Origin of the sequence: Geminocystis sp. CENA526 (assembly GCF_050753365.1) — a bacterium.
Classification (GTDB): Bacteria; Cyanobacteriota; Cyanobacteriia; order Cyanobacteriales; family Cyanobacteriaceae; genus Geminocystis.
The window spans coordinates 1-5,339 of sequence record NZ_JBLZFY010000173.1; the positions used below are offsets into that span (position 1 = coordinate 1).

Sequence of the window (5,339 nt, forward strand, 5' to 3'; positions counted from 1 at the left end):
TTTTACTACTTGTTTTAAAATCTCTGCGCTAATGTCTTCGGGTTGATATTCTTTTCCTCCTAACCATACCGAGATACTATTTTCTGTACCTTGACTAGATTGGGTGATTTTATAACCAAAGTTTTTTAGCTGTTGTTGCACTACTTCATCCCCAAAACCACGCCCTAATAAATTTCTGATACCAATGATCACATTTTCAGGTTCTTGTAATAATCCATTATAGGCTTCGTTACCTACGATAAAATTATTATCACGAAAGGCAACCACAGATCGAACTAATGCGCCGTCTTTTCCTTCCACCACTTGAGTTTCTGCAAATTTAAACGCCGCTATACAGTTATTTAAACCAAAATGAATACCAACAATATTTCCCATAATTAAACCTCCTCATTAAATAATTCCAATAGCATGATAAATGGGCAAAAAATCTGATTCATAAGGACAAATTTGATACGCCCAAGAAGCAATATCTCTTAAGGCTTGTTTATCTTGATACGTTAAATAACTGTTATTTATCCCTTTAATTACCGCTTCAATAAACATAGATGCTACTCTATATTTAAGTTCGTCATTAGACGAATATTTTAATTTTCTTACCACTTCTTCAAACCTATCTTGCTTCATTAAATTAGAAATTTCTTCAGCCTCTAAATCATATTCTATTCTGCTCATTAAATCAATCACTAAAGCATTATTATAATCAATTTTTTTGACTTCTTTTAGTTTATTCATTGCTTGAGACAGAGTGATTTTTTCATCCCCTATTTGTTGAGAAATATCTCTTGCTTTATACTCAGCTAAATAACTAGCAGATGGACTAGATTTTAATAAATTATACCAAAATTGAGCAAATTGTAAATGTTCATTAAAGTCTTCAATTTTTTCTCTTTGTTTTTCACATAATCGGTTAATTTCTTGAATCCAATCTTGATTCTTTTTAATTTCAATTTGGGCTTTTTGTAAGCAAGTTTTTGCTTTTTTCCATGAGTTATTTTGTAAATGATAACAACCTTCATAATAGTTAATTAGACTATAAGCTAATTTTTCTAAGTCAGAAGATGGGGTTAAATTTGGTTTAATTTTTATGCCTCTTTTTACGTCATTTTTTAAACACGCTGACACTGCTAAACCCCAATCTGTAAATAACATTCCTAAGTTATTTTTAGTTAAGGTAATATTTTTCAGTTGGGATTTATGCTGTTGATAAAAAGCAGGAGTGATGAATATTTCTTGAATTTTAACTCCAGTATTAGGAGGATTTCCCATTAACTCTATAGCTAACATTTCTCTACGGAAAATATCCCTTAATTGATAATATTTATTTAAGTTACTGTCTTTATATTTATCAATGGCATTTTCTACGATTTTGATTAACTCCTGTTTCGTTTTTTCATAGTCAATTTGATTACTTCCTAACCAAGCTATATTTTGTAAAATCGGATTTTGTTGAATATTTACTAATCCAGTCGCCCATACTGCTATCCATTTTTCCAGATAATTCTCATCTATTTGAGCTTGATAGTAAAGTGCGATCGAGATATTATGTAAATTAGTAATTGTTGGATTCTGTTTAAATTCTTTTTCTAGTTGATTAATAATTTTTCTTAAATCCAAAGACTGCCATAATTGACGTTGTAAAGCTGGTTGAATATGTCTGTTTAAATTAGCATCAATATTGGCATGATAACCATACTTTTGCATAAAATTTTCACAAGAATTTTTGGCTTCTTCATACTTTTCTTCCCTAACTAAATTTTCAATATGCTGAATAATTTGTAAACGATTTCTTTGAATCAAAGTTTTTAAATCTTCTTTTTGTTGATTGACTAAAGGATGATGAATTTGTCTCCATTCTTTGATTACTTTTTCCCAATCATTTTTTTGTAGATAACAAAATCCTCGTAAATAATTAACATTTTCTCCTGTCAATTTTTCTAAACAAGATAAGGCTGAAGAATAGTTATTTTGTTTGATATAAATGATAGCTAAACGATAATTAGCAGAGTCTAAACTAGGTAGATGTGATAATGCCAATTGATATTGTTTTTTGGCTAGACTCAAGTTATCAATTTTTTCTGCTAATAGCCCTTGTCGATACTCACTTTTGGCATTAATAATACTGTCTAATTTTTGCTTTAATTCTTCTCCATCTTTACGGCTAAATTTTGTCAACATTAACTGTAATTGATTTTGAGCTTTAATAAACTCTCCCTGTTGAGCTAAACTTTTTACGTCAATGAGAGTTTTATCATATTCTTTTTGCAGTTTCATGAAATTTTCACATTCCCTTATCTCTGCACTTAAAGTTACAGATTTATAAATTTTTTCTGCTTGTAAAAAATAAGATAAACCTTGCTGATAATATCCTTTTTCTTTTTGATTTTTTCCTTCATTATAAAGAGACTGAAATCTATTTCTACTATCAATTTTATCTTTTAAAATTTGCTCTTTAACTACATATTCAGTTTCATAACAAAGTTGATTAGACTTAGTAAAAAAATCAAGAGCTTGAGTAATAATTGTACAGTCAAAAGGATCGTTTTTATCTAATTCCATAACTGCTTTTCCTTGACTAGCTAAATATTCCGCTCTTTGTAACTGCATTTTCCATGTTTTTAATTGCTTATCAACTTCAGCTAACAAATTTTTTATGGTAAAATCTCTCACTAATTGTTCACGCCATGAAGGATTCTTTTTCCACAAATTTTTAATTTCTTCTGCTATTTTGATAGCTTCTTTTAGTTTCTTTAGTTGAGCTTTATTTTTAGCCTTAATAAATTTTGTTTGACTAATTTCACTATTTTCAAAAATTGTTTTCGTTTTATCGAATACATCAAATATACTCATTTTTTGTACCTCTTAAAATAAACTAATCTAAAAAATTATTGACAAAATTCTGTCAAATTAGGAATTAAGATTATTTGCCCAATTTCTAAATTTTGGGGTGAAGTGATATTCGGATTTGCTTCCGTAATTAAATGCCATGCCGTGCCGTCTCCATAAAAACGTAACGCTAACATATAAAGAGAATCTCCTGATTTAATCCGATAATTAAAACCACCACACCAGTTTAATTTTGGTTTTGTTTCTTCTACATTATCAACATTACTAACCTCTTGATTTGCTTGTTTTTGCAGGGCTTCTAAACTAGCAGAATAGTTGTTTTTAGCAATTAAATAACCGCTATAACTGCCCACTAAAATACCAATAAATAATAAAATTAATAATAAAGAAATAAGCCATTTTTTATTACTAGATTTATTTTCTAAAATTGGCAACTGTTTTAACATCCGAATTGTTGATAAATCTGCCTCACAATTAGGACAAATATTTGTTTCAATTTCAGTTCGATCGCACACAGGGCAGGTTAATTTTTCTGTCATAAAAACTCCTTTATTTTTTATTTTGTCGGGATATTTTTGATTGTGTAGGGCGATGCACACCCCACCAGATAACTAATATTGTGAATAAATACTACTAATTTAAGCTCCAAAAAATTGAGATAAATTACCAATAAAATTTAAAATACCTCCAACTATTTGACAACAAATATCTATCAGACAACCAAAAAAGCCAAAGTTATAACGTTTTTTTGTTTCTTTTTCTGAATTATCAGTTTTTTCAGGGTTTTCTTTTTTGTCTAAATCCATAATTTTTGTTCCAATTTTTGTTTAAAATAACAATGTATTTGGTAAGAGATTGCTTCGTGCCTCGCAATGACAATCAGTTTTGGTGGGGTGTGCATCGCCCTACAGTGTTTAATAAATAGTAAGTTGGGTTAAACAACGTGCAACCCAACATTTTTATCGTTGGTTAACGGGTTAAGCCAGTGGCAACTGTGCCAGTAGGTAAATCCTTATCGATATACTCTCGTACTTCTTGCCATAAATCTGGTAAAATTCGATCGATACTAGCTGAATCCCCTCGTTTTAAGGCTTCTAAAAGATTCATAAATTTGTTGTCTAATACCTTACCGTGGGCAGGTGCAATACGATTTGCCCTTCTCACTCCGTAAGCAATTAAATCAATGCTTCGTACAAAATCTGGGAGATTATCATATTCTTGTTTACCTTCTTCCGCTAATTTTCCCATAGCAGAAAAATCGCTCTTGTTAATAGCTTGTGTCATGCGACTTACTAACATTTTTAAACGAGTAACTTGATCTTCATGAAGATAGTTACTACAATATTCGAGAAGAAATTCAAAGTCTCCTAAATATTGCTCTACCGAAGTATAGTCTTGGGATGCTAATTTCTGTAAGTCTTTGAGTTTTTCTTCAGCTACTAAAATACGATCGCCCTGTAATTGCCCAGTAGTTGCGCCAATTTGATTAGATGCCCTGACAATTTCCCCTGCTAATTCATTAACATATTCCACACCATACTCTGTTAAAGTACCATTTTCATTGAGTTGTGTGATTAATCCTTCTACTTTTTGATTAATTTGTTCGTCTTTCTTACCACGAGAAAAACTACCACTAACCCGAATAGAAGGATTATTTTTCAGATTGGCAGTCATGGTTAAAGCCGAATTTTGCTCATCTAACTCCACTGTTACATTTACCTCCGTGCCTTTGGGGTATGGTTTATCTAAAGCTAACCACATATCTCCAATACGCTCATCATTTTTGATCGAATCAATCCCTTCTCTTACTTTATCTGGGCTAAAAAACTTAAAATGAATTAATTCCTGCCCATCTGCTTCCGTTTTAAAGGTATGACTTTTTAGAATAGGTAATATATCTCCTCGCTTAATTAAGTCAAAAGGAGGCTCGTCCACTAATTCGATACAATAATCACGGGATACCGTGCCAGTAATTTCTGTCACTCCTGCCGACACAATACCTGCACCTTCCGCCACTCCATACATAGGGCTTGGATGTAACACTACGTTACCACTACCAAAAGCCTTTTTGACTTCCTCTTGTACTAATGGTATCTGACTTGAACCACCCACTAACAAAATAACATCAATTTGAATATCAGACTCGTCAGAATATTTGATGGCATCCCGACAAATTTCAATAGTACGCTTAATTAAGGGCAATATAATCGCTTCAAACTCACTTCTAGTTATGGTGACATTAACAGTAATTGCCATACCAAACTCATCAATTAATGGTGTTGGAAGATTAATTTTTGCTTCGGTTTTACTACTCAAATCAATTTTTGCTCTCTCTGATTCCATTTTTAACTCAGCTTTAAATCGCACTCGCTGATAATAGGGCATATTATCGATTAAGCTATCAATACTGTCTAAATTTTCCTCTTTTGCAACTTTTTGCTTAACTAACTCTGCTAATTTATCATCAATGTCATCACCTCCTAACCACAAATCCC

Annotated in this window: 5 protein-coding genes; all 5 read right to left on the minus strand. The window is 31.4% G+C overall.

Annotated features, from left to right (window positions below; translation table 11 throughout):
* On the minus strand, positions 1–375 hold a 375-nt coding region (locus tag ACN4EE_RS21910; RefSeq protein WP_431708641.1), incomplete at its 3' end, for an Hsp70 family protein.
* Between the two features lie 15 nt (positions 376–390).
* Positions 391–2,847, minus strand: a complete 2,457-nt coding sequence (locus ACN4EE_RS21915; RefSeq protein WP_431708642.1) for a peptidase M, neutral zinc metallopeptidase, zinc-binding site — start codon at positions 2,845–2,847, stop codon at positions 391–393.
* 35 nt (positions 2,848–2,882) lie between these two features.
* Positions 2,883–3,383: a LysM peptidoglycan-binding domain-containing protein gene (locus ACN4EE_RS21920; RefSeq protein ID WP_431708643.1), complete on the minus strand. Its 501-nt coding sequence runs from the start codon at positions 3,381–3,383 to the stop codon at positions 2,883–2,885.
* A gap of 99 nt (positions 3,384–3,482) precedes the next feature.
* On the minus strand, positions 3,483–3,650 hold the full coding sequence (locus ACN4EE_RS21925; protein WP_431708644.1) for a hypothetical protein: 168 nt from the start codon (positions 3,648–3,650) through the stop codon (positions 3,483–3,485).
* A 163-nt stretch (positions 3,651–3,813) separates the two neighbouring features.
* A partial coding sequence (locus ACN4EE_RS21930; protein ID WP_431708645.1) for an Hsp70 family protein occupies positions 3,814–5,339 on the minus strand: 1,526 nt, incomplete at its 5' end.

What these genes read in the sequence shown, in the direction of transcription:
- ACN4EE_RS21915 (WP_431708642.1), bottom strand. Translation starts at nt 2,847, where the DNA reads ATGAGTATATTTGATGTATTCGATAAAACGAAAACAATTTTTGAAAAT.
- ACN4EE_RS21920 (WP_431708643.1), bottom strand. Translation starts at nt 3,383, where the DNA reads ATGACAGAAAAATTAACCTGCCCTGTGTGCGATCGAACTGAAATTGAA.
- ACN4EE_RS21925 (WP_431708644.1), bottom strand. Translation starts at nt 3,650, where the DNA reads ATGGATTTAGACAAAAAAGAAAACCCTGAAAAAACTGATAATTCAGAA.